This window comes from [Clostridium] symbiosum, assembly GCA_036419695.1.
Classification (GTDB): Bacteria; Bacillota; Clostridia; order Lachnospirales; family Lachnospiraceae; genus Otoolea; species Otoolea symbiosa_A.
This window is the reverse complement of sequence record CP143946.1, coordinates 5,080,853-5,105,680: the sequence shown is the minus strand read 5'-3', so window position 1 is coordinate 5,105,680 and position 24,828 is coordinate 5,080,853. Positions and strand designations below refer to the sequence as shown.

The window sequence follows — 24,828 nt, the reverse complement described above, 5'->3', positions numbered from 1 at the left end:
AAGGCGATTTTTTTATATCATTAGGAAGTTTTTCCTATGATATAAAAAGCCCTCCGGGCGGGATTCCTTGTTTTTTTCTTCAACTATAAAACGATTATTCATAACAGGAGGAACGATTTATGTGTCAGAATTGCAAAAAACCATATTATATAACTACCGCAATCGCCTACACATCAGGCAAGCCGCATATCGGCAATACTTATGAGATTGTCCTGGCGGACAGTATTGCCAGATATAAGAGGGAACAGGGCTTTGATGTGCGTTTCCAGACGGGAACCGATGAGCACGGCCAGAAGATCGAGCTGAAGGCCGAAGAGGCCGGCGTAACGCCGCAGGAGTTTGTTGACGGGGTGGCAGGCCAGATTAAGTCGATCTGGGATTTGATGAATACTTCCTATGACAAATTTATCCGTACAACCGATAAGGATCATGAAGAACAGGTACAGAAGATTTTCAAAAAACTGTATGACAAGGGCGATATTTATAAAGGCCACTATGAGGGACTCTACTGTACGCCGTGTGAGTCCTTCTGGACCGCTTCCCAGGTAGTGGACGGCAAATGTCCCGACTGCGGCCGTCCGGTTATTCCCGCGAAGGAAGAGGCATATTTCTTCAAAATGAGCAAGTACGCCCAGAGGCTGATTGACCATATCAATGAGCATCCGGAATTCATCCAGCCGGTATCCCGTAAAAACGAGATGATGAATAACTTCCTGCTCCCGGGACTTCAGGACCTCTGTGTGTCCAGGACTTCCTTTAAGTGGGGAATTCCCGTATCCTTTGATCCGAAGCATGTGACATACGTATGGCTGGATGCCCTGACCAACTATATCACCGGTTTAGGCTATGACTGCGATGGAAACCACGGCGGATTATTTGAAAAATTCTGGCCGGCCGATCTCCATCTGATTGGTAAAGACATCATCCGTTTCCATACGATTTACTGGCCAATCTTCCTGATGGCTCTGGATCTTCCGCTGCCGAAACAGGTATTCGGACATCCATGGCTTTTACAGGGCGATGGCAAGATGAGCAAGTCCAAAGGAAATGTGCTTTATGCAGACACTCTGGTGGATTTCTTTGGTGTGGACGCGGTGCGTTACTTTGTACTTCACGAGATGCCATTTGAAAATGACGGAGTTATTTCCTGGGATCTGATGGTGGAGCGTATGAACTCCGACCTGGCAAACATCCTTGGAAACCTGGTAAACAGGACCATTTCCATGAGCAATAAATACTTTGGAGGCGTTGTTACAGATACCGGCGTATCCGAGGAAGTCGATGCGGATCTGAAGGCAACCGTACTGGATGCCGTGAAGAAGGTGGACGAAAAGATGGATAAGCTGCGCGTAGCAGATGCCATTACGGATATCTTCGGAATATTCAGAAGAAGCAACAAATATATTGATGAGACCACGCCGTGGACACTGGCAAAGGATGAGGAAAAGAAGGACCGCCTTGCAACCGTTCTCTACAACCTGACGGAGGCTATCACAATCGGCGCATCCCTGTTATACTCTTTCATGCCTGAGACGTCTGAGAAGATTCTGGCTCAGCTCAACACACAGAAGAGAACCCTGGAAGAGATGGGCACATTCGGCCTCTACCCATCGGGCGGGAAAGTGACCGAAAAACCGGAAATTCTTTTTGCACGTATGGATGTGAAAGAGGTAATGGAGAAGGTTGAAGCAATGAGGGCGGCCGAGGCGGCCGCGTCCGAACAGCCGGAAGAAGAAAAAGAGGATGAGAATGTGATCGATCTGGAAGCAAAGCCGGAAATCACATACGACGATTTTGCAAAGCTCCAGTTCCAGGTTGGCGAAATTATTGCCTGCGAGGCGGTTCCGAAGTCCAAAAAACTGCTTTGCTCCCAGGTAAAAGTGGGAACAAAGGTACGCCAGATCCTGAGCGGAATCAAGGCAAACTACACACCGGAAGAGATGGTTGGCAAAAAGGTTATGGTTGTAACCAATTTAAAACCGGCTAAACTGGCGGGAATGCTGTCCGAGGGAATGCTGCTCTGTGCAGAGGACAGTGAGGGCAATCTGGCGCTTATGAAGCCGGAGAAGGATATGCCGGCCGGCGCTGAAATCTGCTAAATCCGTAAGATTTACGATGCGGCCCGGCAGAATAGGCTGCCTTTTATATAAGACGAAATCATACAAGTCGAAATCATATTAGACGAAATTCGGGTTGAACCCCGCCTGGAAACGCAGTGTTCCCGGCGGGGATTCTTGTTGAGTGGCAATGAAAAGTTCGCGAAGCGTGCTTTTCGTTGTTGAGCGGTGAAAGGAGATGGAACGGATGGCAGATAAAAAGACACCTCTGGAAAAGGAATGGGATTCCTTTCTGAAACGTGAAAATAAGACCCTTAAAAAGTATGGAACCAGAAAGGAACCTTTCTGGGAGAAAAAACTGCATAAGGCGGTGCCGGACGGACTGAGGGAAAAGCTGGAAGATGCATTTTACAAAGCATTCTGCGTGATTTTGGAAAATGGCACCGGGGTGATTGAGAAAACATTTCCCAAGGAAAAGCTGGAGGCAGAGTTCAAGACGCGGGAGTATGCAGGCAGGCTCTATCCGGTCAGGAAAAATCTGGCGGCGGGCAGAAAGCTGGCGGCCCGCCAGGCAGCGGCCGGGGTGGCCGGAGCCTGTGCAGAGGGGGCGGTCCTGGGGCTTTTGGGAATCGGTCTTCCTGACATTCCGCTCTTTCTGGCTGCGCTGCTCAGAGGCCTGTATACACAGGCACTGCATTTCGGCGTAGATTACAGAAATCCGGAGGAACAGGAACTGCTTCTGGAACTTCTGGCGCTGTCCCTGTACAGCGGGGAAGATTTTAAGGAACGGGATGCGGCGATGAACCGGAAACTGTACCGGATGGCCCGCAGGCCGCACGGAGACGCACCGCCTGAGGAGGCTCCGGCAGGGGTGGATGCGGCCGCTCTTGACGCTTCCCGGGCACTTTCCGGAGAACTTCTGTATATGAAATTCCTGCAGGGAGTTCCCATTGCAGGCGTAATTGGCGGACTGTATGACGGCATTTATATGAAAAAAGTGACCGGCTATGCGGCGATCAAGCTGGAGAGAAGGTATCTGCTTGGTAAATCAGAGGAAAAACGTGGATAAAAGGCGTAAAAACGGAAGTAAAACCCCGATAGTCATTGTCTTTTCGCGGGAGATTGGCTATAATGGTGCGTGAGTAACGGATAAATACCAAAACGGATAAGAAGACCGGAGGAAACAAATGATTTTTGATACACATGCCCATTACGATGATGAGGCATTTGACGAAGACAGGGAAGAACTGCTGCAGGGCCTTACCGAGCATGGAATTGAGGCAATTGTAAATATAGGAAATGATATGGCCAGCACCGAACACACGCTGGAGCTGACAAAACGCTATCCCCAGGTATACGGGGCGGCGGGAGTCCATCCCAGCAGCAGCGCGGAGCTGGATGAAGAAAAATTTGCCAGGCTTAAGACAGCGGCGATGGATCCCCAGATAGTGGCGGTGGGAGAAATTGGGCTTGACTATTATTGGGACGAGCCTGCCCATGAGATCCAGAGGTACTGGTTCGGCCGCCAGCTGGAGCTGGCGAGAGAGGTCAATAGACCTGTTGTCATTCACAGCAGGGATGCGGCCAAAGATACACTTGATATTCTGAAGGAACATAGAGCGGAGGAAATCGGAGGAGTTATCCACTGTTTTTCCTACGGTAAAGAGATGGCCAGAGAATTCCTGAACCTGGGATTCTATCTTGGGATAGGCGGAGTTCTGACCTTCAGCAACGCAAAGAAGTTAAAAGAGGTGGTGGAATACGCGCCGCTTGACAGGCTGGTACTTGAAACAGACTGTCCTTATCTGGCGCCGGTCCCAAACAGAGGGAAGCGGAATTCTTCCCTAAATCTGCCGTACGTGGTGGATGCCATGGCAGAGATAAGGGGCTTAAGCACGGAGGAAGTAATCCGGGCAACCAACCTGAATGCCAAACAGCTTTACCACCTGGCTCCGGGGAAATCAGAAAGGAACTGATATGCGTATAGATTTGGGAAATCCCAAAAACACAATCGAGATTATACAAAAGTACGGCTTTGCCTTCCAGAAAAAATTCGGCCAGAACTTTCTCATCGACACTCACGTCCTCTCTAAAATTGTAGATGCGGCCGGGGTGACGAAGGACGACATGGTTCTGGAGATAGGACCGGGTATCGGGACGATGACCCAGTATCTGGCCGACAGCGCCGGTAAGGTTGTCGCTGTTGAGATAGACAGCAATCTGATACCGATTCTGGAAGAAACGCTGAAAGATTATGAAAATATTACAGTGCTCAATGAGGATATCCTGAAGGTTGACATAAAAAAACTGGCAGAGGAATATAACGGGGGAAAGCCGATTAAGGTGGTGGCTAACCTTCCTTACTATATTACGACGCCGATCATTATGGGACTGTTTGAAAGCGGTGTTCCCATCGACAATATCACGGTTATGGTTCAGAAAGAGGTGGCCGACCGAATGCAGGTCGGGCCGGGAACGAAAGATTACGGCGCCCTGTCCCTGGCGGTCCAGTACTACGCGGAACCGTATATTGTGGCCAATGTGCCGCCTAACTGCTTTATTCCGCGCCCTAACGTGGGCTCGGCCGTAATACGCCTTACACGCCACAGGACGCCGCCGGTGGACGTGGCCGACAGGGAGCTGATGTTCAAACTGATCCGCGCCTCGTTTAACCAGAGGCGGAAAACTCTTTTAAACGGTTTAAACAATTCACCGGAAATACAGATACCCAAGGAAATCATTGCAGAAGCTATCGTGAAACTGGGTGTGCCCGCCGCAGTCAGAGGAGAGGCCCTCACGCTGGAGCAATTCGCGGCGCTGGCCAATATCCTTTCCGAAAACTAAAACCGGGAGCCGGCGGCAAGCTATGCCGCCGTTTCCCGATTTACAAAACGGTACGAATGAAATAAAAGAGCGCTGGAAAAAAGAATTTACGTTCATGACTAAAAAACGTGGAACAAACCCGTGAAACAACAAAAAAACTCCTTGACAAGACGGTGAAAATTTAGTAAAATTATTTACGTTGCTGGTAACGCCAGTGCAATGAGAGAATCAACAATTTCTCAGGAGGCCCAGATAGCTCAGTTGGTAGAGCAGAGGACTGAAAATCCTCGTGTCGCTGGTTCGATTCCGGCTCTGGGCACTTTAATTGAGTGGCAATGAAAAGTTCGTGAAGCGTACTTTTCGTTGTTTCATATTTACACATTATGCGGGTGTAGTTCAATGGTAGAACACTAGCCTTCCAAGCTAGATACGTGGGTTCGATTCCCATCACCCGCTTTTTTGCTGCCCGGATTTCGGGAGGAGAAACCAGTTGAATACGGGACGAGGAGTTTTGGAGGCGGTATATGATGCTCCTGCGTGTTGCATTTCGTGTTGCACCTGTTCCTGTAAGAAACGAACTGGACAAAAAAGCTGGCGATACAAATGATAAGAACGATACAAAAAGACCGGCGTCCGCCGAGCTCAGAGCTCAATGGACGCCGGCCTTTTTCAATTCATAGGAAATTACGTCCTATGAATTGAAAAACGTTCCGTGAGGATGCGCTGCCGGGGATCAGGTACGGTGCGTTGGGACCGCTCTGTTACCGCTTAATTCCTCGCGAATTCATCTTTCCTGAAGAGAGAGCGCAGCAGCACCATCCATCCCCATGAGATGGAGACGGAAGGCATGCAGGCCAGGAATATCGCTTTCACGGGCGGTATGGCCGAGAAGCAGATGGGGCCGAAAAAAATGACGAAGGTGACCACCAGCATGGCTAACAATGTGATTTTTTCTTTTCTTGTATTAGGAGGTGTGAGAAAGATTCTTGTAAGATCCATTTCCACCTGTCTTTTTTCTGCGCTTTTCATCTGCTTTTTCTCCTTTTTTATCATTCTTAATTCAGTTTCCCGGTAACCGATTCCACGATACGGATCAGCTCTCCCGAGTGGATTAACTCCCTGAGATACTCAATATAGGGATGGAGGAACATATCCTGTTCCATGACAGGAATGTGTTCGCCGATCTCTTTCATGACTGCGTCTGTAGCAGGAGCACGGTTTACGCCGGTATCTAAAAACTGCTGTGTCTGGTAAGCGGAAAGCAGCTCGATGGCCAGGATGTATTCCAGCTTTTCGGCCGTGTCCCCCGCCTTTTTACAGGCATTGTAGCCCATTGCAACATAGTCCTCCTGGTTGCCGCAGGTGGGGGTGTTATCAATGGTAGCCGGGGTGGCAAGGCCGCGCATCTCGTTTAACAGACCGGCCTGGGTGTACTGAGGGATCATCAGTCCCGAATTCAGTCCAGGGGTCTTGATGCAGAACCATGGGTTTCCCGACAGGCTCTCGTCAATCAGACGGTTGTTTCTGCGCTCGGACATCTTTGCCATGCCTACGGCGGCAATGCAGGCGCTGTCCATCTCCATGCCTACATAGGAGGAATCCGGGTTGCAGGCGGAGATTACGTCCTGGTTTCCCTCATCCGGCCAGATGACGGGGTTATCACAGCAGGAGTTCATTTCAATCTCAATCGCTTCCCTGGCATCCTTAAGCGTCTTTTTCGCGGCGCCGTGGAGCTGCGGGATGCAGCGGAGGGAAAGAGCATCCTGGACACGGCTTCCCTTATATTTTTCAATAATGCCGGAGCCGTTTAAAATTTTTCTTACATTTTCCGCCGTTTTTCCCTGTTCGCTGTGCGGACGGATGGACATGACACGCTCGTCAAATGCATTCATAACGCCCTTGCAGGCCTCCAGGGTTGCGGAGCCGACGATATCGGCGGATTTTGCGGCGTTTAAAAGGTCATAAACAGCCAGCGCCGCCATTGCGGTGGGAGAAGTGGTTCCGGATACCAGAGCAAGCCCCTCCTTGGAACTGAGTTCCAGAGGCTCCATACCGGCTCTCCGGAGCGCTTCGCTGCCGGAAAGCAGTTCCCCTTCATACCAGGCCCTGCCTTTGCCGAGCAGCACGAGGGCCATATGGGCCTCCGGGGCCAGATAGCCGACGCTGCCGCTGCCGGGCGCCCATGGGGTAACGCCTTTGTTTAAAAAGTCTCTGTAGTATTCCAGAAGAGTAAGGCGCACTCCCGAGTATCCCTGTCCCAGGTTCTGGAGAACCATAAGCATGGTTCCCCTTACTCTCTCGACGGACAGCGGCTCGCCTACGGAAACAGAGTGGGAGAGAATGATGTTTTCCTGAAGCTTTGCCGTTTCATCTTTGCCGATCGCCTTGGTGCAGAGGGCGCCGAAACCGGTGGTGACTCCGTACATGACTTTTTCTTCGGCGACCCATTTTTCCACCAGTTCGCGGGACTTTTTAACCCTGCGGCAGTATTCGTCGGAGAATTCGACCCTGGCGCCGTATCTGACGACTGCGATAAAGTCTTCCAGGGTTATGGGGGTCCCCAGAATTATATTTTTGATACTGATATCCATATTGCTTTCCACCTTTTATTTTGTTTCTGATGATAATAAGATATTTTGTTCATCCTGTTTGGCCTGTTCGGCCGTGTTTTCAGGCTTTTGCTTCTTCGGCCGTTACTTCGGTTGCTTCGGCGTCCGTATAATCGGCGCAGGCTTCAATGTCTTTTTTCGTCTGCGGATCGAAGAAGAACACTTTAATACTTGAAATTAACTGAAGGATGAAGATGGCCAGCACGACGAAACCACCGCAGGCTGCCAGATACTTAACTCCGTCCACACCCTGTGAACCGCCGCCAAAGGCAACCATGATGCAGGCGATGAGACCGATGGAAACGCCCCATACGACTTTCTGCCAGAGTGCAGGCTCTTCGTCGTGGCGTGCGCCTTCGGTACAGAGCGCTGCGATTGTGGTGGACATGGTGTCGGCTGTTGTGGAGAAGGCCGCAATCAGCGTAACAATGATAACCGGAATCAGGATAGCGCCTAACGGTACATGTTTTAAGAACTCCCAGATACCGGATACGGCTCCGCCTTCATTGATGGCTGCGATAATATCTGCTTTGCCGCTGATCTGCCAGTTGAGGGCTGTGCTTCCCCATACGGAGAACCATACGAAACCAAAGGATGCAGGCAGAATCCAGTTGATAATCAGGAACTGCCGGATGGTTCTTCCGTAGGCGATGATAGCGAAGAAGATACCCATCAGAGGAGCGTAAGCAATCCAGATAGCCCAGTCATACATGGTCCACCAGGTTACAAGTGCGTCGCCGCCGACTGTGGATGGGTCAAAGCCCCAGGTCCAGAAACGATCCAGCCAGTAGCCCAGACCAACGTTAGCCATATTGAGGATGTAAACGGTCGGTCCTATAATGAAAAGAAGGATTAAAAGCACGTAGAAAATTTTGGATGTTAAACCGGCCAGCCATTTGATACCTTTGTCGATACCGGCAACCGATGCGGCAGTAAATGTTACGGTGATAATTGCAGTCAGGATAAACCATACGATCGGGCCCTGAGCGATGCCGTAAGCTGCGGAAAGTCCCGTTCCGATTAAAGCGAGGCCGGCGCCAAGTGAGGAAGCCAGACCGAGTGCGATTGCCAGAACGGATAAAACGTCCACCAGCGCTTTCCAGAATCCTTTTGTAATCTTCTGGCCAAACAGCGGTGTCAGAGATGCGGAAACGGATAATTCCTGTTTACGGTTAAAATACATGTAAGCGATGATAACGCCGGAGAGGGCATACATGGCATATGGAATTACCGTCCAGTTGTAGAAGCAGCGTCCAAGTGAGAAGTATGCGGCTTCGTTGGTGTACGGCTGGACGCCGTAACCGTTCAGCTCTCCGTATACGTTTCCAAAATAAATCAGAACCTCGTTAACGCCGTAAGTAATCAGTCCGGTCGCGATGCCGCCTGTCAGTGTCATGGCGAACCAGGAACCGAAAGAATATTTCGATTTTGCCTGAGGGCCGCCGAGACGGATATTACCGATTTTTGAGAAGCAGAGGAGGGATACCAGGACCAGTGTCACCATTGCGACGATCTGATAGAGCCAGCCGAAGTTTCCAAGGGACCATGTAAAGATTGCTTTGGTGACGTCCGTCAGCCAGGCATTGTTTACAACGCCGAGGATGGCGGCTCCGCCGACAACCAGGAAGCAGGGAATAAACACGCTCCAGCGGATCGGTTTTGAATTGGAATTATTTTCACTCATGTTTTTTGTTTGTATGGTAGTACGTTTTATGCGTCTCCATACTCTCCTTTCCGTTTTTCTGACTTTATATAAAGCAAAACCCGTGCCAACTTTTTGGGATTCTGCAAATGTAGTTAAAAATATATTATAGTATTACACAATTTTTGCTGTATTTAATAGTATTTTGAGAGAATTTAAAAAATAAACAAAAATCATCGGAGGACTTTACAAATTAATTGGAATGGCACAGGGCGGCAGTCTTTTTAGTAAAAAACGCATAATGATTTGGCATGCCGCATAATGATTTGGCGCTTGTCTTGACGCGAGCTCTTTTTATGTGTTACACTTTGTTTATAAAGTGATAATATTGCACAGGAGAAAGCGGGGAAAGTAATGAAATTTTATGATTTTTACTTTGTACTGGACGAAAATCAGGTAATGCTTCGCGTAGAATGGGGGACTCCGCAGGCGGAGAGCATGTACAGACTGCTTTTTTCCAACTGGATTCTGAGGGGAGAAAAGCCATCCGGGGTTTTTGCCATGAAGGATGATGAGAGAGAAGGCGAGATATTCTGGGACGAAGATCATTTTAATTTTGAAAAACTGGAGGCGGCAGACGGGCATTCCTATCTGTTTTTTAAGAAAAGAGACGATCAGGGATATCTGTTTGCGAAAACGCTGGATCATATTGCGGAGGGAATCCAGATTTATGATAAAAATGCCTGTGCCGTATTTTTTAACAAGGCCAGCAGGGAGATTGCACACATTCCCAATGATGTTCCGATAGAGGGGCGTCATCTGCTGGATATGTATAACCTGGATGAGAATATCAGCACGATTATGACATGCCTGCGGACCCAGTCTCCGGTAATCAACCGGGTGGATCACTATAAGTCCAGCGACGGTATTTCCATTGCTACGGCAAACACCGCTTACCCCATCAGAATGGGGAAGGAGCTTTTAGGTTCCGTCGTGTTTGAGCAGAACAGCGATATCGTAAAAACGTATAATAAGAAAATGGGAGAGATCGACCATGCTCTGAAACTCTATGAGGAGCACTCCCACTATACCCGTTTTACGGGCTATTCTTTTGACCATATTATCGGCCACGGAGCCAAGCTGAAAGAGGCGGTGAATATAGCCAGGAAGGTGGCGCATCAGAACAGCTCCATTCTTCTGGTTGGGGAGACCGGGACCGGCAAAGAGATTTTTGCCCAGAGCATCCACAGGGCCAGCGGCCGGAAGGACAAGAAATTCGTTGCGCTGAACTGCGCGGCCATACCGGAGTCCCTGATTGAGAGCCTGCTGTTCGGAACGCAGAAAGGCAGCTTTACGGGCAGTGAGAATAAAGCCGGTTACTTTGAGGAGGCCGAGGGCGGTACTCTGTTTCTGGATGAGTTAAATTCCATGAGCCTGAGCATGCAGTCCAAAATTCTGAGAGCGATACAGGAGAATACATTCCGCAGGGTAGGCGGACAGAAAGACATCAGGATGGACGTTCGTATCATCTCCTCCTGTAATGAGGATCCCTTCCATGCGATTGCGGAAAACCAGTTCAGGAAGGACTTGTTCTACCGGCTGTCGACGGTTATGATTGAACTGCCGCCGCTGAGGGAGCATAAGGAAGATTTGGAGGAGCTGATCGAGTACCGGCTGAATGCCACGGCGTTTCAGTATGTACATTCTTTTTCCGGTATTACCCAGGAGGTAATGGAAGTATTCCGCGCCTATTCCTGGCCGGGAAACGTCAGAGAGCTGTTTCATGTGCTGGATTACGCGCAGAACGTGGCGGATGGGGAGGTGCTGAAACGGGAGCATCTGCCGGGCTACCTGCGTAAATTCGGGGAGGAGAGGAATGAGTCAAGGCCCAATGCGCCATTTGGCGGAGACGGCGCCTCCGGTTTTACACCGGGCGTGGAACTTCAGGGAATTATGGATGCGTACGAGCACCAGGTAATACAGAAGGCGCTGGAGCATTACGGATACAATATCACAAAGACTGCGGATGCCCTGGGACTCAGGAGGCAGAGTCTTCAGTACCGGATTAAAAAGTACGGCATCATCATTTAAAACGGCCGAATCTTTTTTGTCCGGAGGAAGTGAAAAGGAAAACAGAGGGGCAATAGGAGAAATTAAATAAAAAATTTGAAAAAATCCGCAAAAACCACTTGCCATAGCGCATAAGTTATGATAGAATATTTTTCGTTGACAGGTTATTATAAAACCTGGGAACAGAAACAATTTATACAACGTATGCGCGAGTGGCTCAGTGGTGGAGTATCGCCTTGCCAAGGCGAGGGTCGCGGGTTCGAATCCCGTCTCGCGCTCTTTTTTATGGCTGGAATTTCCTTGATTTAAAGGGATTTCAGCCTTTTTCATTCTTTGAAAAGCTTTAGACAATTGCAGACAGTGTATAAAGTTCTGCTGTTCGGTCTCGTTTTGTTTGTAATCGGATTACGGGCTTTTTACAAATGAAATACAGATGGTTGATGTATTTGACAGTAGTATTTGTCATAAAACAAAAAGCACGGTCGAACATGGCATCAGTTTAATAATAGGTCTAGAAATGAGCGAAGAGTACAAGAATAGAAGTGAGGATTTAATTGAGGAATGAGAACGCCGCCGGGACGGTCGGGGGGCGGGATGGTGAGGGGAGGTTGTGAGTCTTCAGTCCCGGTTTGAGTTTGGTCGCGGGTGGGGAATCCGGGCAGAAAAAGTTCCTGCGGGAAACGCTTGCGCTCTTTGGAGTACATAGCGGACACTAACCTCGAAAAAACCTCGGTAAGTGCCGATGGACTCCCAGGTTCCCTCCGGAATCTTTTTCTCCCTTCTTCCCCACCGGTAGGTTATGGACCGGGACTGAAGACGCGTTGGTTTTCGCCATCCCGAAACCCGGCCTGCGGCCGCTGAATTGTTCTTATTCCTTCAAAGGGGGGAGGGATTGTCGCTGCCACTACATTTTCTCGAATTCCAGGAGAATGCCCCCTGCATGGTATTAAATTGATGAATCTGAGCTTTGAAGCTTTATCTGTCCTTGAATAACCATTGAATTTTTTGATTCATCATTAAATATAGCTTTGGATTTTTCTCTGAATCCAGCCCAGAATACCTTCATAAGGTAAAAAATTCACGACTACATAGTGGACGCAACAATACCTTCCCCTTACTTGACGAAAGAGACAATCAGCCCTGAAGCCGGCGGACGGGGCAACAACCTTCCCTGAGTCTTCAGTCCCGTCGACAACCTGCCCGGGGGAAGGAGGAGAAAAACTTTCCGAAGGGTGACCTTGAAGCCCGCCGGTGCTTAGCGAGGTCCTTTCGAGCTTAGCATCCGCTGTGCGCTTCACAAGCGGGAGCGTGTCCCCGCAGGAAAGTCTTTCTCCGGATTCCCCCTCACCACAACCTACAAACCGGGACTGAAGACTCATCCACACCCTCCCACTACCCCGTCCGCCGTCTTACAGAGGCGTCCTCGCATCTCAACTAAATCCCTATTTGATTGAGCAACACGACGAAAAAGTTCAAAATTGGAAAGAGTATTGTCAGAAAAAACTTGAAAAAAGCGTATTGAAAAATTTCTGTACAAAACAATATCATAATATATTAAATGATGATAATGCATTCCAATTTGTACTTACCCGTCAACAGACACGATATAGACAGAAGAATTATATTAAAACTTCTTATAAGGTTGATACAGTTGACAGTCAATTTTCATGCAGCTATCTTTATTTATATAATCGCTATGAGCAACTCAAAGAGATTAATTAAGAGTGCACACTTAGGGAATATCATAGCAAAAATCAAAGAAGTTGGATTACATATCGACCATATTATACCGATTTCTAAAGGCGGTAAAACAGTTATATCAAATCTTCAAGTTCTTTGTTCCAAATGTAATGGTCATAAATCAGATACGTTGTAGTGCAGGATTCAATAATCTTTGGATGTTCTTTTGCAGATTTTAAAAAGCAGAAAGGCCGTTCTCCGGGAGCAAATCAAAGCTCCTTCGGAAACCGGCCTTTTATATTTCCTTTAAAAAGAATCAATTGAGATTTGCAATAGCATAATCCGCCTGTTCCCTGGTGAATTTTTCACCATACTCGGAAATAAGCTGGTCGTGAATGGCGCTGTTACTTAAGCGCCTTCTCCCACTCCTCCTTCAGCCGTTCCAGCGTAAACAATGCATTGGCCGGGCTGGTGGAGGGGCACTTGACCGCCTCTCTTCCGGTTTGTTCCTGGCAGTATTTTCGGTAAAGATGAAAGGCGGAGTCGCCGTTGGCTATGATTTTTTCAATGTTTGCCGAGCGCAGGATCCGGTTGATATCCGTCGGAATGATATTGCGGATGCTCTTGTCGCTGGACCCCTTGATATCGCAGGCGGCAACCACATCCCACACCGCGATTCCATGGCGCAGCAGCAAAGCTTTTTTCTCCTCGATGGTTTCGGGAACCGGTTCTCCGGTCAGGCGGGCGATCAGTTTCCAGAACCGGTTCTGGGGGCGTCCGTAGTAAAAATTCGTTTCCCTGGATTTGACGGATGGAAAGCTGCCGAGGATTAATATACGGGAGTTTTCATCATATACCGGTTCGAAGGGATGGGATACCCGGACGTATCCGGGAGGAAGTTCGTCTTCAATATATATTTCCTCATCCAGCCTCTGCCTGCGCCGGCTCAGGGGGGCGGCCACGCCGCCGTCCTTGGCGAAGGCCACCACGAATGCATTGATGCGCAGTTTATTTTCCTCGTACAGGTTCATGCTCTGATACAGTTCTTTATAAACTTTCAGCAGATAGAATTTGAGCAGCAGCGCATTGGCTTTTTTCCAGTCTGTGCTGACAAGGCTCCCTTTCCGCTTCATGTAGTAGTAAATCGGCGTCTGGATCGCGGTAAAACGTTCGGCGTACCGGATAAAGCTGAGATTGAACAGAAAATCCTCACACCAATGGAGCTTTTCCTCCATTTTCAGACGATGTGTTTCAATAATGCTGCGCCGGTATAATTTATTCCAGAGCACTCCGTAATAGAAATCCGCCGGGTCCTGCATCATATATTCCGCATACGTCTCACGGCTGAGCAATCCCCGTTCCCGGATATGCTGCTTTTCGGTGAATACGGCTTTGTCTACACGGTAGAAATCCGCAATGACCAAATCGCAGTCGTATTTTTTAGCTGCATGGACAAAGCTTTCCGTTGCATCCGGAGTCAGCCAGTCGTCACTGTCCATGAATTGGAGATAGGTCCCGACGGCGGCCGAAATGGCCTGGTTACGGCTGTCCGATACACCGGTATTTTCTTTATCGATAATCCGGAACCGGCTGTCCAGTTCCCCGTATTCCCGGCAGATATCCAGGCTGGCATCCTCGCTGCCGTCATTGACCAGGATGATTTCCATGTCCTGAAAGGTCTGCTGCATTGCGCTGTCCAGACATCGGCGAAGGTATTTTTCCGCATTGTATATGGGAATAATCAGTGAAACAAAAGGCATAATCAGACTCCTTTAAATCGGTTTGTAAGATGGTTTCTGTATTTTATGATAACTGAAGTGAAAAAATAATTCAAGATAACAAAGAGGGAGGTATCATCCTTTCCGCCCGTGTCTTTCACTCAGAGACAGTTTGAGCGGGAATTAATCTTTTGTAAAGACAATATTGTAATAAAAATGACGCAAAATATTAATTAAATGGTAAATATAGACAATTGTCCGCCACACAAATAAATGCTATACTTCTATTATACTTTCTGGTAAACAATTTAGTATTACAGTAAGAAGTATAAAGAGAGAGGAAAAAGGAGTAACACTATGAAAAAAATGATTAGAACAGCAGCAGTGATCCTGTCTACCATGATGGTATTTTCCATGACAGCCTGCGCTAAGAAAGCAGACCCGAAAGAGGTTTTTGACACAGCAGTGAAAAAGAATTCAGAACTGACTTCCATGGACATGGATACAACGATGAAGATGACCATGACACAGGGGGAAGAGAATATCGACGTAACCGTGGATATGAAGATGAAGATGAGCGATGTCAGCAAGGATACCATGCAGTACCTGGCTGAGACAAAGACATCCCTGATGGGCCAGACCCTGGATGCAACGATCTTCTATAAAGACGGATACTATTACATGGACAGCATGGGCCAGAAGATCAAATATCCAATGGATCTGACAGCTCTTATGGAATCCGTAAAACAGAGCACGGAGAGCACCAATCTTCAGTCCGATCAGCTTAAGGATCTTACAATGGCGAAAGAGGGAGACAACACAATCCTGACTTTCACCGCAGATCCTGACAAGATGAACGAGTACTTAACCGACGTTATGGGCAGCATGAGCGGAATGGGCGCTATGGGCGACACACAGATGTCATTCAAGGAAGCCAGCGGAACTTATATAGTTAACAAAGACGGATATTACACAGACATGACAATGAAGATGACTGTAGACATGGATCTTCAGGGCGAAGCCGTTACCATGGTAATGGATCTGACCGGTAAAGTAAACAATCCGGGACAGGAAGTTACAGTGGAACTGCCTGATACGGAAGGATACACAGAAGTGGAAATGCCTGCAGCACAGTAGTGCGTACGGTATAAAATATCGGACAGCATAAAAATAAAAGAAGAAATAAAAATGGGAAACCTGTATGGGCAGTCATCGCCTGTACAGGTTTTTTTGATTCATAGGAAATTACGTCCTATGAATCAAAAACGCTCCGCGAGGATGCACATGCCGCGCAGAGGTAAATGGTTGCAGAAGCAACCGCGCGGCAGCGCAAAAGTTCCGCAAGCGGAACTCTTTATTCTAGAAAATGTAAATTATATGTAAAATATGTATACAATAAACAAAGTACTTAAAAAAGAACTTGTGCCGGCATGGAAAAAGAGTGTAAGATGGATGTATCTTTGCAGGATTTTAACAGTTCTGCGGAGAATTACTATTTAAGGGGTGTTTTATTGATTATGAAAGAGCTGAAACCACAATTCTTTTTATCCATGAAAGGCTATTCCGGCAAACAGTTCGCCGGGGATCTGACGGCAGGCGTTATCGTTGCGATTATTGCGCTGCCGCTTTCTATTGCCCTTGCGCTGGCCTCGGGTGTCACGCCGGAACAGGGACTTTATACGGCAATTATCGCAGGATTCATCATATCATTCTTCGGTGGCAGCAAGGTACAGATTGCCGGACCGACGGCCGCATTTGCATCCATCGTAGCCGGAATCGTGGCCCGCAACGGGATGGACGGGCTGATTATTGCAACCGTGATGGCCGGTATTCTTCTGGTTGCCATGGGACTTCTCCGGCTGGGCAGCATGATTAAGTTTATTCCCTTCACGATCACGACCGGGTTTACGGCGGGTATTGCGGTGACCATCGTCATAGGGCAGATTAAAGATTTTTTGGGGCTGACCTTTGAAAAGACGCCGCTTGAGACCATGGAAAAACTGGAACAGGTGATTGCCTGCATTGGCACTGCAAATCTGCAGGCGCTTGGAGTGGGACTGATCGCCCTCGCCATACTGATTGTGTGGCCAAAGCTTAATAAAAAAGTGCCGCCGTCCCTGATAGCGGTGCTTGTATCGGCGGTGCTTGTAAAGGCGCTGGCGCTTAAGGTCAATACGATTGGCGATCTCTATACGATTTCCTCCTCCTTTCCGGCCTTCCACCTCCCCGAGGTTACATATGAAACCGTGAAAACCGTTTTGCCGGATGCATTTACCATTGCAATTCTGGCTGCGATCGAATCCCTGCTCTCCTGTGTGGTGGCGGACGGCATGATCGGCAGTAAACATAACTCCAACATGGAGCTCGTTGCACAGGGATTGGGAAATATTGGTTCCGCCCTTTTTGGAGGAATCCCGGCCACGGGCGCCATTGCAAGGACGGCCGCCAACATTAAAAACGGAGGAAGTTCCCCTGTCGCAGGCATGGTCCATGCAGTAGTCCTGCTTCTGACACTGCTGCTTCTGATGCCGTATGCGGCGCTGATCCCAATGCCTGCCATTGCGGCAATTCTGTTCATGGTGGCCTATAATATGAGCGGCTGGCGCACCTTTTTAGAGATTGCAAAGACTTCGCCGAAGAGCGATGTAGTGGTGCTGGTCCTGACATTTTCCCTCACGGTGGTCTTTGACCTGGTGGTTGCCATCGCGGTCGGCCTGATTCTGGCATCCCTTCTTTTCCTGAGCAGGATGGCCGATGTTGCCGATGTACAGGAATGGACCTACCTGGATGAGTATGAGGAAGGAAAAGACACCAGGGACTTAAAACCGGTCCCCGGCCATACAATGGTATTTGAGATTACAGGGCCGATGTTCTTTGCCGCGGCGGATAAGATTCTGGAAGTGCCGTTCCATGAGGAAAAGAAAGTTATGATTCTGAGAATGAGGAGTGTCCCGGCCATGGACATTACGGCGCTGAACAGCCTGAGAAAATTAAACCGGGTGTGCCGGGAGAAGGGGATCAGACTGATGCTGTCACACGTCAATGAGCAGCCAATGAAGGTAATGAGGAAAGCCGGCTTTTGTCAGGAGGCCGGGGAAGATAATTTCTTCGGATGCATTGATGAGGCTCTGGCAGAGGCGGAGAAGCTGGCGGAGAGCTGCCGGCGCTGACAAATTATGCTTTGAGGTTAAAGGCGGCTATTCCGCCATTTCTTTATTGTCAGAAATATAACGAAATAAAATATATTTATGAAACAGGCAGGAAGAAAAACGAATGTTTTCTTCCTGCAAAGATAGTGATAAAAAAAATTCAAATATCTTGACAAGAATTTTACAAGATGATACTATTTTCAATAGAGAATAACATTTTGTAATGTTATATAATGAGCTGGATGAAAGCGGCCGCTTTAAGGCCGGAGCCAGTTTTTCATTGTTGGGACAGTGACCTGTGTGCAGAGCGCGCAGGTTATCGTTTTGAACCAACATATTATATAATGATACATAATAACTTGCAAAATATTATACGCAATCGGGGTAAAGCTGCGGTGGGAACGCGGATCAATGGAAACGGCAGCCGGGGAGCAGAAAGACGGCACCGGAACGGTGCAGAGCAAAGAGAAGAGAGTGAGAGCGGATGGGAGAAGTTTTACTGAAAGTTAAAAATCTTAAAATGGTGTTTCAGAATAAGAAGTCTTCATTTGCCGCAGTAGAAGGTCTTACCTTTTCGGTAGAGCGGGGAAAGACTCTTGGAATAGTCGGGGAAAGCGGAAGCGGAAAGACGATGGCATCCCTTTCCGTGCTGGGATTACTCCCAAACCAGGGGAGGGTGGCGGAAGGTGAAATTCTGTTTGACGGGAAAGACCTTCTGGAATTGAGTGAAAAAGAAATGCAGAGTCTCAGGGGGAATGAGATGGCCATGATCTTTCAGGATCCCGTCATGTCGTTAGATCAGATTTACACGGTCGGCGATCAGATTATCGAGGCGATACGGACACATAAAAAAATATCAAAAGACGAGGCGAAGAAGAGGGCGCTCGCCCTGCTGGAGGACGTGGGGATTCCCAATCCGGAGCGCGTGTACCGTTCCTATCCGTTCGAGCTGTCGGGCGGCATGTGCCAGAGGGTTATGATAGCGATTGCCCTCAGCTGCAATCCGAAACTGCTGTTTGCCGATGAACCCACGACGGCACTCGACGTGACGGTGCAGGCCCAGATTATGGAACTGCTCAAAAAAATTCAGAAGGAATACGACATGGGAACTGTTCTCATCACCCACGATCTGGGGGTGGTGGCCGACGTGGCGGATGATATTGTGGTGATGTATGCGGGAAAATCCATGGAGATTGCGCCGAAAGAGGTGATTTTCAATTCTCCCTGTCATCCTTACACCCATGGCCTGATCCGTTCGATCCCCCAGCTTGACACAAAGGAGGAGCGGCTCTACAGCATTCAGGGAATGGTGCCCGACATCAGGAATTTCCCTCCCGGATGCCGTTTCTGTACGCGGTGTCCCCTGGCGCTCGATGAGTGCAGGGAGAAGGAACCGCCGTTTATAGAGCTTAATGAGAAACATTTTGTCAGATGCCACAGGGCAGAGGAAATTGCGAAGGGAGGGCTGGCCCATGGATGATGTAATTCTGAAAATCGACCACCTGAAAAAGTATTTTCCCGTCAAGGCCAGGATGTTCTCCGGGGGTAAAGGCACGGTCCATGCGGTGGATGACGTCTGTTTCGAGATAAAAAAGGGAGAGACGTTCGGCCTGGTAGGAGAGTCGGGATGCGGAAAGAGCACCCTGTCCAGGACAATTCTGAATCTTGTCCCCGCCGATGGGGGAACGATTACATTTAACGGAGAAGATATAACTGGCTTAAAGGGCAGGAAGATGGAAAAGATACGGTGGAAGATGAGAATGATTTTCCAGAAGCCGTACGGTTCCCTGAATCCCAGGGAGAGGGTGAAGGACATTATCGGCGCGCCGCTGAAAATCCATCATGCGGTGCCGGACGGTGAGATTGAAAATGAGGTTCTCAGGCTGATGGACATGGTGGGGCTTAACAGGGAATGGCTGAACCGCTACCCCCATGAATTCTCAGGAGGACAAAGGCAGAGGATCGGGATTGCAAGGGCGCTGGCCGGCAATCCGGAACTGATCATCTGCGACGAACCCGTCTCCGCTTTGGATGTATCAATCCAGTCACAGGTTTTAAATCTTTTAAAGGATCTGCAGAAAGAATTTGAACTGACGTATCTGTTCATTTCACATAATTTATCCGTCGTAAAATTCATGGCGGACAGAATTGCCGTCATGTATCTGGGAGTGATAGTGGAGCTGGCGGACAGCGATGAGATTTATGAAAATGCCGTCCATCCCTATACAAAAGCCCTGCTCTCGGCAATTCCAGAAGCAAAGACAACACAGAAAAAAGAAAGAATCATATTAAACGGGGATATTCCCAGTCCGGTAAACCCACCGGAGGGCTGCCGGTTCTGTACCCGATGTCCCTTCGTGGAGGAGCGGTGCCGGACGGAACGGCCGGAGCTTGCGCAGATAAAGCAGGGACACTATGCAGCCTGTTTCCTGGCCGGGAAAGGGGGCGGCGACCATGATTAAATTTATAGCAAAAAGACTGGCCATATCGGCGCTTTTACTGTTCATCGTGACCACACTGGTATTTGCATTTGTACATATGATGCCCGGCGATCCCGTTCTGACGATGCTGGGAGTGGACAGCAACCCGGATCCGGTCACCGTTGAAAAAATCCGTACGGAACTGGGGCTGGATCAGCCAATCCTGGTTCAGTATGCCAATTATTTAAAAGGAATAATCCACCTTGACCTGGGAAAATCATATTCAGAGAAAATCCCGGTCGTACAGGCAATTGCTTCCCGTTTTCCAAGAACACTGGAACTGGCTTTTGTATCGCTTGTGCTGGCCTGTCTGTTCGGAATTCCATTTGGAATCATTGCCGCGGTGCGGAGGGGAAAATTTTCCGATCTGGCGCTGACGACGATGGCGTCGGTAGGTACATCGGTTCCGGTTTATGTTATGGGATATCTGCTTGTGGTAATCTTCGCCCTGAATATTTTCAACCTTCCGATTGCGAAACTGCCCGCCAGCGGATTTACCGCATTTTCAAAGAATCCGGACCTGCATATACAGAAAATCATACTTCCGGCCATTACGCTGGCCCTGGGAGTCGCCGCTTCCATCATGAGGACGACGCGTTCCTCCATGCTGGACGCAATGGCCGCGGAATCGGTCAGGCCGCTGCGGGCCAAGGGACTTTCAAACGGGAAGGTGATCAGAAAACACGTGATCAGGAATGCAATGATTCCCGTCATCACGATCATCGGCCTCCAATTGGGGAACCTGATCGGCGGAACCGTCCTCTGTGAGACCGTGTTTAACTGGCCGGGGGTGGCGTCCCTTCTTGTAAAGGCCATCAACCACCGTGATTATCCCCTGATTCAGGGGTGTGTACTGCTGATCTCCGTAGTTTACATATTTACGAATATGATAGTTGACATAATATATGGAATTCTTGATCCAAGAGTCAGATAGGGGGGGATACAATGCTTAAGAAATGTTTCAGCAATAAAAAGTTTGTTGTTGGCTTTATTATTCTGGTCCCTCTGATTATTGTCATGATATTTGGCAATTTCCTGATACCCAATGATCCCTACGCGCTGGATACGGCCAACATGCTGCAGAATTCATCGGTTAAATACCCGCTGGGAACCGACGAGTACGGACGGTGTATCCTGACCCGTCTGATACTGGGAATCAGGCCGTCCATGATGGTGGCGCTGGGGGGAACGGCCATCGCCTTTGCCGGAGGAACCGTCCTGGGAGTCGCGGCCGGTTACCTGGAGGGAAAAATCGGAACGGTCATCATGAGGGGAATTGATATCATCCTCTGTTTTCCGCCCATCCTGCTGGCGATGATTATCGCGGGCCTCTGGGGAGCCGGAGTCATCAATCTGATGCTGGTAATCGGGATTCTGTACATACCGCACTTTTCACGTATTGCCTACTCTTCCACGCTCCAGGTCAGAAAAATGGAGTATGTGGAGAGCGATTTATCCATTGGGGCCACACCGGCGGCCATCATGAGAAAGGCAATTTTTCCGAACATTATATCAGTTCTGATTGTCCAGGTGAGCACGACGATTTCCAATGCGATCCTTTTGGAGTCCGGACTCAGCTTCCTGGGACTGGGCGTTCTGCCGCCCACACCGTCCTGGGGCCAGATGATCGGTTCTGCAAGGGGATATCTCAATGTCAATGTCATGTATCTGTTCTGGCCCGCGCTCTGCCTGTGCCTGACTATTCTGGCGGTGAACCTGATGGGCGATGCCATAAGAGATATTCTGGATCCGAAGCTTAACAACAGTTTTTAATGGCTGGCGCCGGGTGACAGAAAAAATACAGCGCCGGGTACCGTTAACAATAAAAAAGGAGGAAATTTCATGAAAAAAAGAGATTTGAAAAAAGTAGCGCTTACATTGGCGGCCGCCCTGGCGGCATCCGTAGTGTTGACGGCCTGCGGCAGTTCTCAGACGGGCGGGGACACACAGCCTGCAACAAAGGAGGAAGGCGGTGCAGCGGCAGGAACCGAAAAAGCGGCAGACGCCGGAACGGGTAACAAACGCGATACCTTAAACGTGGGAATCAGCGCCGAGCCGGCCACCCTGGATCCCCATCTTCAGTCGGGACAGGCGACAAGGCTGATTAAGCAGCAGATTTACCGCGGACTTATGACTTATACGGCAGATTCCGGCATTGCCACAGACGTGGCCGATTCCTATACCGTATCGGACGACGGGCTGACCTATACCTTTAAATTAAAGGATGCCACCTTCCACGACGGTTCACCGGTTACGGCCGGGGACGTGAAGTTTTCCGTGGAGCGTGTCATGGACGAATCCGTGGCGGCTACATTCGGAAGCGATTTCCGATCGATAGTGGACCATGTAAATGCACCGGACGAAAAGACGGTGGAAATTGTCCTGAAACAGCCCTGCGCACCGTTCCTGGAGTACCTCTGCCTTCCCGAAGCGGCAGTGGTTTCAAAGGCATTCTGCGAGGCGAACAACAACGATTTAAGCACAGTTGCCATGGGATGTGGGCCTTATGCATTTGACGGATGGGAGAACGGACTCTCCATCAGCGTCAGTGCGTATGACGGCTGGTATGGAACTCCGGTACAGACTCCAAACATTGATTTCTTCTTCTACACAGACGAGACAACGAGGGCCAATGCGCTCCGTACGGGCGAAGTGGACATCATCGACTATGTTCCCTCCAAAGAGGTTATCGCATTTGAGGGTGCCGATGACGCCAATGTGGAAGTGTCGGTGGCGCCGTTTATGTGCCTGCAGATTAACTGCACCGAGGGCAGCCCGCTGGCCGATCCGAAGGTGAGACAGGCCATCTCCTACGCAATAAAGAGAGACGATGTAATCAACGCGGCGTTTATGGGGCGCGGCGAGCCAATCTTCGGTTTCCCGACCATCGTGGGCCAGAACGGCTATGACGGCAAATACGACAACTATTTCTCCTATGACGTTGAAAAGGCAAAGGCACTGCTGGCGGAAGCGGGTTATCCGGACGGTTTCTCCTGCAAGCTCTTATCCTCCTCCACCTACGCAATGCACGAGCAGACCGCAGTATGCGTACAGTCCAGCCTTGCCGAAATCGGTATCAAGGTAGAACTGGAGCTTCCGGACTGGGCAACGCGAATCGAGCGTTCCAACGTGGGCGACTACGACATGATGGTATCGGGGACAACGGGAAACATCGTGGATATGGACTGGGCGACCAACTACTATGAGAGCGGAGACGTGCGGATGAACAGCTGTCCGGGATTTGCCGACGACAAGATCGATGAGCTTCTTGCAAAGGGCAGAACAACTCTGGATGAAAAAGAAAGAGCGGAAATCTACGATCAGTTCAGGGAGAGGGCGCTGGAGCTTTCACCATTCGTATTCATCAACTTCAGGGAACAGGTATTCGCAACAGCCAAGAACGTTCACGGATTCCAGAACCTGGACGGCATCCTTACCTACCTTTCCGGACTTACATTACAGGACACTTACGTAGAGGAATAAGAAATGGAATAAGAAACCGGCGCGGGGGAAACACCGCCAATCTAAAAATAAGTTTTATCCGGGGCAGTGCAGAAACTGCCCCGGAATAAAAGATATAAACATATTGGAATGATATATAATGACATGGCAATTATGGTTACGGACGACAGAAGCCTGAATGATGCGGCGCCGCAACACCGCCGCACGGGCAATTGGGCATGCGGAGGCAGAACAGAGTGAGAGTAATAGGGATTGGCGACAATGTATGCGATAAATATGAACATTTAAAGACCATGTTTCCGGGGGGCCAGGCGCTGAATTTTTCCGTCTACGCCAAAATGCTGGGCGCGGATGCCTCTTACATGGGGGTGTTTGGAACGGATGAGGCCGCAGACCACGTGATAAACACGCTGGATGAACTGGGAATCGAACATGGCAGGTGCAGGCGGTATGAGGGTGAAAACGGCTGCGCCAGGGTGACCCTGGTGGACGGGGACCGTGTTTTTCTCGGAAGTAATAAAGGGGGAGTTACGAAGGAACATCCTCTGGAACTTACGGAGGAGGATCTTATATATATAAAGACATTTGCTCTGGTGCATACCAGCAACAACAGCTATATGGACGGCCAGCTTGAGAAAATCCATGGGGCCGGAGTTCCCATTTCCTATGATTTCTCCGGACAGTGGGTAAACGGGAGCCTGGTGTCGAAGGTGGCGCCCTATGCCTCTTATGTATTTTTATCCTGCGGTTCCGTGACAGAGGAAGAGGGAAGGCGCATCTGCCTTGATATGCATGAAAAAGGGTGCCGGTTTATCGTGGCGACAATGGGAAGCCGGGGAGCGCTCGTTTACGATGGCAAAGAATTTTACAGCCAGCCGCCCCATCTGGTGGAGGCGGTGGATACGCTGGGCGCAGGGGACTCCTTTGCAACGGCATTTCTGCTTTCCATGATAAAGGAGGACGGAAGCGGGCAAAAAGCGGACGGCGATAAGCCGGACAGAGACGGGGAACCGTATAAGAAAAAGTTAAAAACGGCAATGGAAAATGGAGCGGCATTCGCAGCCGGAACCTGTCTGGTGCGGGGAGCATTTGGCCACGGAAAGGTTTTCAGCCGCTAAAGCGACCCGCCGCAGGCGGA

At 49.3% G+C, this 24,828-nt stretch carries 17 protein-coding genes, 3 tRNA genes and 1 pseudogene; 16 read left to right on the top strand and 5 right to left on the bottom strand.

From position 1 onward, the window contains the following. Positions 1-119: 119 nt before the first annotated feature. The 6 genes from metG (at position 120) to V3C10_22765 (ending at position 5,336) form a co-directional block, all read left to right on the top strand. Positions 120-2,099, top strand: a complete 1,980-nt coding sequence (gene metG, locus V3C10_22790) for a methionine--tRNA ligase (GenBank protein ID WVP62093.1) — start codon at positions 120-122, stop codon at positions 2,097-2,099. 205 nt (positions 2,100-2,304) lie between these two features. Continuing rightward, positions 2,305-3,126, top strand: a complete 822-nt coding sequence (locus tag V3C10_22785; protein ID WVP62092.1) for an EcsC family protein — start codon at positions 2,305-2,307, stop codon at positions 3,124-3,126. A gap of 118 nt (positions 3,127-3,244) precedes the next feature. Next, a complete protein-coding gene (locus tag V3C10_22780; protein ID WVP62091.1) occupies positions 3,245-4,033 on the top strand; it encodes a TatD family hydrolase in 789 nt (262 codons plus the stop codon). Position 4,034: 1 nt separating this feature from the next. Further along, positions 4,035-4,901, top strand: a complete 867-nt coding sequence (gene rsmA, locus V3C10_22775; GenBank protein ID WVP62090.1) for a 16S rRNA (adenine(1518)-N(6)/adenine(1519)-N(6))-dimethyltransferase RsmA — start codon at positions 4,035-4,037, stop codon at positions 4,899-4,901. Between the two features lie 225 nt (positions 4,902-5,126). Beyond that, positions 5,127-5,199 (top strand) — tRNA-Phe (locus tag V3C10_22770). A gap of 66 nt (positions 5,200-5,265) precedes the next feature. Continuing rightward, positions 5,266-5,336: transfer RNA gene (locus V3C10_22765), tRNA-Gly, on the top strand. Positions 5,337-5,648: 312 nt separating this feature from the next. Here the strand turns inward: V3C10_22765 and V3C10_22760 are convergent. From V3C10_22760 to V3C10_22750, 3 genes are all read right to left on the bottom strand, one after another. After that, entirely contained in the window at positions 5,649-5,909 is a 261-nt protein-coding gene (locus V3C10_22760; protein ID WVP62089.1) for a hypothetical protein, read from the bottom strand. A 26-nt stretch (positions 5,910-5,935) separates the two neighbouring features. After that, positions 5,936-7,483, bottom strand: coding sequence for an aromatic amino acid ammonia-lyase (locus V3C10_22755; GenBank protein ID WVP62088.1), 1,548 nt, complete (start codon positions 7,481-7,483; stop codon positions 5,936-5,938). Positions 7,484-7,550: 67 nt separating this feature from the next. Beyond that, positions 7,551-9,173 (bottom strand): BCCT family transporter, encoded by a 1,623-nt coding sequence (locus V3C10_22750; protein ID WVP62087.1) that lies wholly within the window; start codon positions 9,171-9,173, stop codon positions 7,551-7,553. 372 nt (positions 9,174-9,545) lie between these two features. On the opposite strand from V3C10_22750, the gene V3C10_22745 reads away from it, so the two are divergent. Both V3C10_22745 and V3C10_22740 read left to right on the top strand, forming a co-directional pair. Further along, the gene (locus V3C10_22745) at positions 9,546-11,222 is read left to right on the top strand and encodes a sigma 54-interacting transcriptional regulator (protein WVP62086.1); all 1,677 of its coding nucleotides are present in this window, start codon (positions 9,546-9,548) and stop codon (positions 11,220-11,222) included. Between the two features lie 185 nt (positions 11,223-11,407). Next, a tRNA-Gly gene (locus V3C10_22740) sits at positions 11,408-11,479 on the top strand. Between the two features lie 1,718 nt (positions 11,480-13,197). Here the strand turns inward: V3C10_22740 and V3C10_22735 are convergent. Beyond that, positions 13,198-13,293 (bottom strand): annotated as a pseudogene (locus V3C10_22735) (Ltp family lipoprotein). Then, a complete protein-coding gene (locus V3C10_22730; GenBank protein ID WVP62085.1) occupies positions 13,286-14,641 on the bottom strand; it encodes a DNA-deoxyinosine glycosylase in 1,356 nt (451 codons plus the stop codon). The pseudogene V3C10_22735 and the gene V3C10_22730 overlap by 8 nt, the downstream one beginning before the upstream one ends. Positions 14,642-14,956: 315 nt before the next feature. On the opposite strand from V3C10_22730, the gene V3C10_22725 reads away from it, so the two are divergent. From V3C10_22725 to V3C10_22690, 8 genes are all read left to right on the top strand, one after another. Then, entirely contained in the window at positions 14,957-15,736 is a 780-nt protein-coding gene (locus V3C10_22725) for a DUF6612 family protein (protein ID WVP62084.1), read from the top strand. A 380-nt stretch (positions 15,737-16,116) separates the two neighbouring features. Next, a complete protein-coding gene (gene sulP / locus V3C10_22720) occupies positions 16,117-17,769 on the top strand; it encodes a sulfate permease (protein ID WVP64690.1) in 1,653 nt (550 codons plus the stop codon). Between the two features lie 463 nt (positions 17,770-18,232). Next, positions 18,233-19,228, top strand: coding sequence for an ABC transporter ATP-binding protein (locus V3C10_22715; protein WVP62083.1), 996 nt, complete (start codon positions 18,233-18,235; stop codon positions 19,226-19,228). After that, positions 19,221-20,210, top strand: a complete 990-nt coding sequence (locus V3C10_22710; protein ID WVP62082.1) for an ABC transporter ATP-binding protein — start codon at positions 19,221-19,223, stop codon at positions 20,208-20,210. The genes V3C10_22715 and V3C10_22710 overlap by 8 nt, the downstream gene beginning before the upstream one ends. Continuing rightward, complete coding sequence (locus V3C10_22705) at positions 20,203-21,162, top strand: ABC transporter permease (protein WVP62081.1); 960 nt, start codon at positions 20,203-20,205, stop codon at positions 21,160-21,162. Before V3C10_22710 ends, V3C10_22705 begins: the two co-directional genes overlap by 8 nt. 11 nt (positions 21,163-21,173) lie before the next feature. After that, positions 21,174-22,001: an ABC transporter permease gene (locus V3C10_22700; protein ID WVP62080.1), complete on the top strand. Its 828-nt coding sequence runs from the start codon at positions 21,174-21,176 to the stop codon at positions 21,999-22,001. A 69-nt stretch (positions 22,002-22,070) separates the two neighbouring features. Next, entirely contained in the window at positions 22,071-23,711 is a 1,641-nt protein-coding gene (locus V3C10_22695; protein WVP62079.1) for an ABC transporter substrate-binding protein, read from the top strand. 215 nt (positions 23,712-23,926) lie between these two features. After that, complete coding sequence (locus V3C10_22690; protein WVP62078.1) at positions 23,927-24,808, top strand: fructoselysine 6-kinase; 882 nt, start codon at positions 23,927-23,929, stop codon at positions 24,806-24,808. Positions 24,809-24,828: the final 20 nt, after the last annotated feature.